Annotated in this window: 3 protein-coding genes and 1 pseudogene; 3 read left to right on the forward strand and 1 reads right to left on the reverse strand. The window is 38.5% G+C overall.

Annotated elements, in window-relative coordinates:
• The first annotated feature begins 135 nt into the window (after positions 1-135).
• The gene (locus tag NXS07_RS18745; RefSeq protein WP_258087385.1) at positions 136-2,244 is read left to right on the forward strand and encodes a DUF637 domain-containing protein; all 2,109 of its coding nucleotides are present in this window, start codon (positions 136-138) and stop codon (positions 2,242-2,244) included.
• Positions 2,241-2,765 (forward strand): hypothetical protein, encoded by a 525-nt coding sequence (locus NXS07_RS18750; RefSeq protein WP_238126590.1) that lies wholly within the window; start codon positions 2,241-2,243, stop codon positions 2,763-2,765. The genes NXS07_RS18745 and NXS07_RS18750 overlap by 4 nt, the downstream gene beginning before the upstream one ends.
• A gap of 205 nt (positions 2,766-2,970) precedes the next feature.
• Here NXS07_RS18750 and NXS07_RS18755 read toward each other — a convergent pair.
• A pseudogene (locus tag NXS07_RS18755) lies at positions 2,971-3,237 on the reverse strand (type VI secretion protein); the annotation flags it as partial.
• Between the two features lie 150 nt (positions 3,238-3,387).
• On the opposite strand from NXS07_RS18755, the gene NXS07_RS18760 reads away from it, so the two are divergent.
• Complete coding sequence (locus NXS07_RS18760; RefSeq protein WP_038222481.1) at positions 3,388-3,987, forward strand: hypothetical protein; 600 nt, start codon at positions 3,388-3,390, stop codon at positions 3,985-3,987.
• Positions 3,988-4,182: the final 195 nt, after the last annotated feature.

Below are 4,182 nucleotides of genomic sequence, written 5' to 3' on the forward strand. Positions count from 1 at the left end.
TGAGTTTTTGGCGAAATTGATTATACCCAATCATCATGCTGTTCAGATTACCTTCACAAAACGTCAACACGCCCTAGTAATTCGAAAGGTTTTTTTATTAAACAATCTAATAGTGGGCATAATAATACCACTTGGATGTTACCATCGATATCTGCTGGAAGCTTATTTACTGTAGATGCTAATTCAGGAATTAACGCTGATATTAAAATACAAAAAAGTCAATCTCTGAAAACTGCATTGAATATTCTTGGAGAAAATCCAGAAACAGCTTGGTTAAAAGATTTAAAAAATCGACATGATGTAAAATGGAATGAAGTTCAAGATGCGTATTCTAATTGGGATTATAGTAATCAACAATTAAGCCCAGTAGCTTCTGCTATTATAGCAGTAGCAGTAGCGGTCGTGACTGCTGGATCAGGTTTAGCTCTTGCTGCTGGCGCATCCGCTGCCAGCACTGCTACTGGTGTTGGCGTAGCTACTGCAGCAACAGCGACTACTACAGGTGCTATTGTTTCCGGTGCAACCATTGCAGGTATGTCATCTTTAGCTTCTAAAGCAGCGGTTACTCTAGTTAATAATCAAGGGAACTTATCTAAAACTTTTAGAGAGTTAGGTAATAGTGATACTGTTAAATCAACCATTACTTCCATGGCAATTGGAGGGGCTTTATCAGGATTCGATCAAGCTATGGGTTGGACTGCGACTAAAGATGGAGCTAACGCTGCAGCTTCATCAACCAACTCAAATTTACCTCTATTGAGTGAAGGAGATTGGATTAAAACTGCTCAGCGTGTTGCAGGACAATCTGTTATCAGCTCCAGTTTAAATACCGCAATTAATGGCGGTAGTTTCAAAGATAATTTTGCTACAGCGTTACTTGCCAATGTCGGTAATCAAATTAATGCGGAAGGTGCAAACCTTATCGGAAACAATGGAGCAGTATTAGGAGTCCCTGGAAAGGCTATTAGCCATGCTGCGGTATCAGCCCTTGCCGCAGAAATCGGTGGTGGAGATGCAAAAGGTGCTGCTGCTGGCGCATTAGCTGCTGAATTAGCTGCAATTGTTATGGAAAGCACTCTATTTGAATCTACATATAAGAATGAACCTGAGCGACAAATTCATAAACTTCAAGAAGCACTTACAGGTAATGAGACCAAAACTCAGACAGCAAAAATGATTGGAGCGCTGTCGGGGGCATTGATTAGCGGTACACCGGAAGGGGTTTATAGTGCGGCCAACAGTGCAGAGCTTGTTTATCGCTATAACTATACTGAGCATATGTTGGATCAAATTGCTCGTGAAAATGGAATGGATATGGCGGCGGCGGCAAAAGGTGACCAAGCTGCTGCAGAACGTGTTGCTGCACGACAGGATGCTGCGATTGCTGTAACTGCAATTGCGGCTGGTGGCTATGCTCTGACTGCCGGGCGTTATATACTGATTGCCGCATCTGCTGAAGCGCGCCTCGCTCTTCAAGCCTGTAAAGCTGATCCGATTCTGTGTGTAAATCAGGCAGGAATTTTTGCAGCAGATGTTGTTGGACCCGAAGCGGCTATGGGAACTTTGGCTGCGGGCGGAACCGTTAAGGTATTAAGCAACAGCACAGAAAATGCGAAAAATTTAGCTAAAGAACTGAGTCATGCTTCAACAGCACTGTTAAAAAATGAGAAGCCTAATACTCATGTCGTAACGAGTTTAGTAGAAAAAGAAGCTCTGTATACTGGAAAGAGAGCGCAGGAAAATTACCGTGTTTATGATTTAAATGAGGTCACTGATCGAGCTTTAGATCTAAATAAAATTAGACTAGATACTAGCCATCTACTTAAAAAACGTTATCAAGGAGATACGCCTGTTAGTTATGCAGCAGCTTCGGTCATTGCTGACGGTAAGACTGAATATTATCTATCCGTCAGTGGCAAGGCATGGTCTGGTAATGCACCAACAACAGTAAACATCAGTGGAGTTAATTATAAAGTTATCTTGTCTGATAGCGAAAGTATACCTAGTATAGGAAATATAGAAACGAAAATGACAAATTTCAATCACGCTGAACAAAAGTTATTCAGCCACATTCAGGATGCTTATAAAGACCAAAAGGCGAATATAAATATTTCGGTGCAAAATACCTCAAGAACTGAACAAGGAATGTGTATGAGTTGTGGGTATACCAGCCAAAATTTTGCTGAAATGAACAAAAATTTCAATGTCAATATTTTTCAAGGCTCAACAGGAGTTAACCCATGATCAATCAAACATTAATGAATTATTTACACTCGATTTATCCTGAGTTAGAAGTCGATACCAGTTATATCAGAGGGTATTCTGCTGAAGAAATACCAAAGTTTGAACGTTTTTATGATATTGAAATAAGAAGCCAACTATACGATTTCTTAATTTGTATGGGGCGTTGTAGTGGTGGTTTTTTTGGTGATGTTCCTTTGGCTTTTTATCATGAGCAAAAAACTGCGCGGGGAGGAATATTATTCCAAGAAGATCTAAGAGATGAATTGGGAAACATTCAACGTCATGATTTAATAGTGAAAAAACCGTTTTTTATTTCAGTGGAAAGCTACACTCAATATTTTTTTGTATTAACTAAATCAGATAATCCTGATTTAGTTTATCGCTATGATGAAAACGAAGAAACCGTTCAAGCAACTAATTGGTCGTTCAATGAGTACCTAAGACATGTTGTCAATGTATATACACGTAACCATAAGGTTAAAGCACCTTTTGATTTATGGGGTGAATTAATTATTATCTGATTTTTTTGGGTACTCAATTTTATAGATGTCAACTAACCCAGAAAGTAGGCTAGTTACACTAAATAGCTAATAAACCCTGAGTCCGGAATTCCACCGGACTCAACCCATTCAATATTAAGTTAATTCATGGTTGTAACAATCAATATAACTTTATGTCGCTTTTGAAATTGATGTTAACTATCTATCACATATTGAAATCAACCTGCTATCCCCGCGCAATATCCATTTTTCTGACCACCAAAATGGCAGACTCCAGTTCACTGCATTGGTGCTCCCGCATTAACGCTCTGCGCTTGGCTTTTTCTTCTTTTTCCGTCATACCCAGCGCCAGATAAATACTCGGTGGCACGACCCGAAACAAAGCTTCGATTTTTTTCGCCAGTACTACACCTTCGGTATAACAACGTAGCAATTTACTGACGGGGCGCAATACTGCTTTCTGCTCTCCGGTCCGTTTATTAAAATGGGCGATTTAGTAGAAAAAGAGAAGCTGCATAGTTTATGCTAAACAGCCCCTAGCCGATGAAATAAATAAATTTCCATCTAAAACAAAAGAATCAGGAGTTGCAATGATGATTGGAGCTTTTGATTCTGTGACTGGAAAAGTTGCCAGAGGTAATTAATGAATATACTAAATGAATCATGGGAACCCGGTTTTGGAACCATTTTCACGTGGTTTGCAATGGATAAGCAGGGGAAAATTGCAGTCATGGTGAATAATTGCTGGGGATGGCTACCTAGTGCATTGTTACGCATGAATAATTTTGAAGATATATTAACTGAGCTGAATGAATATAAATGGGAAGAATCGGAAAAATATACAATTTATCCCGATAGCAAAAATGGACAAACAATATTAGATTTATATTCTTCTCTTACACATCAAGATACTAATTGTAAAGATGATGTAGAAGAATGGTTTTATTTAGCCCAACAATCAGAAGACTTGGATGAAATTAATCTACCCGCAAGAAAGGGATTATTCATTTATCATGGTATTGAAGGAAGCAATCCTGGGCAAGATATTCCTGTAGGTTATGATGGTGAAACGAAAATGGGAGACTATTTTCGTTACTTAATCCCTACTATTTATGCCACGATTGAAGATTTTCCTGAATCATTACGTAAAGTAATTGCTGTTTCTGATACGCTAGATTTTACAAAAGATCGGCTATTGGATAATGATAAAATTAATGAATATTTTCCCAGAATGTATTCATAGTTTTCTTGTTACATTGAGTGGCGTATATCTTATGCGCTACTGAATACCGCAGTCCTAATGATATAGTCCAGTTGATTAGATATCCCATTGAACCTCTTCTTTATCGCTCATGGTATTTCAAATAAGTAATCAAGAAAAATTAATTGCAAATTTAGCACCATAACCTTCCAATAGAGTATTTAGCTCATACTCCAC

This window comes from Xenorhabdus bovienii, from assembly GCF_024721015.1.
GTDB lineage: Bacteria > Pseudomonadota > Gammaproteobacteria > Enterobacterales > Enterobacteriaceae > Xenorhabdus > Xenorhabdus bovienii.

Coding starts and splice junctions, on each gene's coding strand:
- NXS07_RS18745 (WP_258087385.1), top strand. CDS start 136: ATGTTACCATCGATATCTGCTGGAAGCTTATTTACTGTAGATGCTAAT.
- NXS07_RS18750 (WP_238126590.1), top strand. CDS start 2,241: ATGATCAATCAAACATTAATGAATTATTTACACTCGATTTATCCTGAG.
- NXS07_RS18760 (WP_038222481.1), top strand. CDS start 3,388: ATGAATATACTAAATGAATCATGGGAACCCGGTTTTGGAACCATTTTC.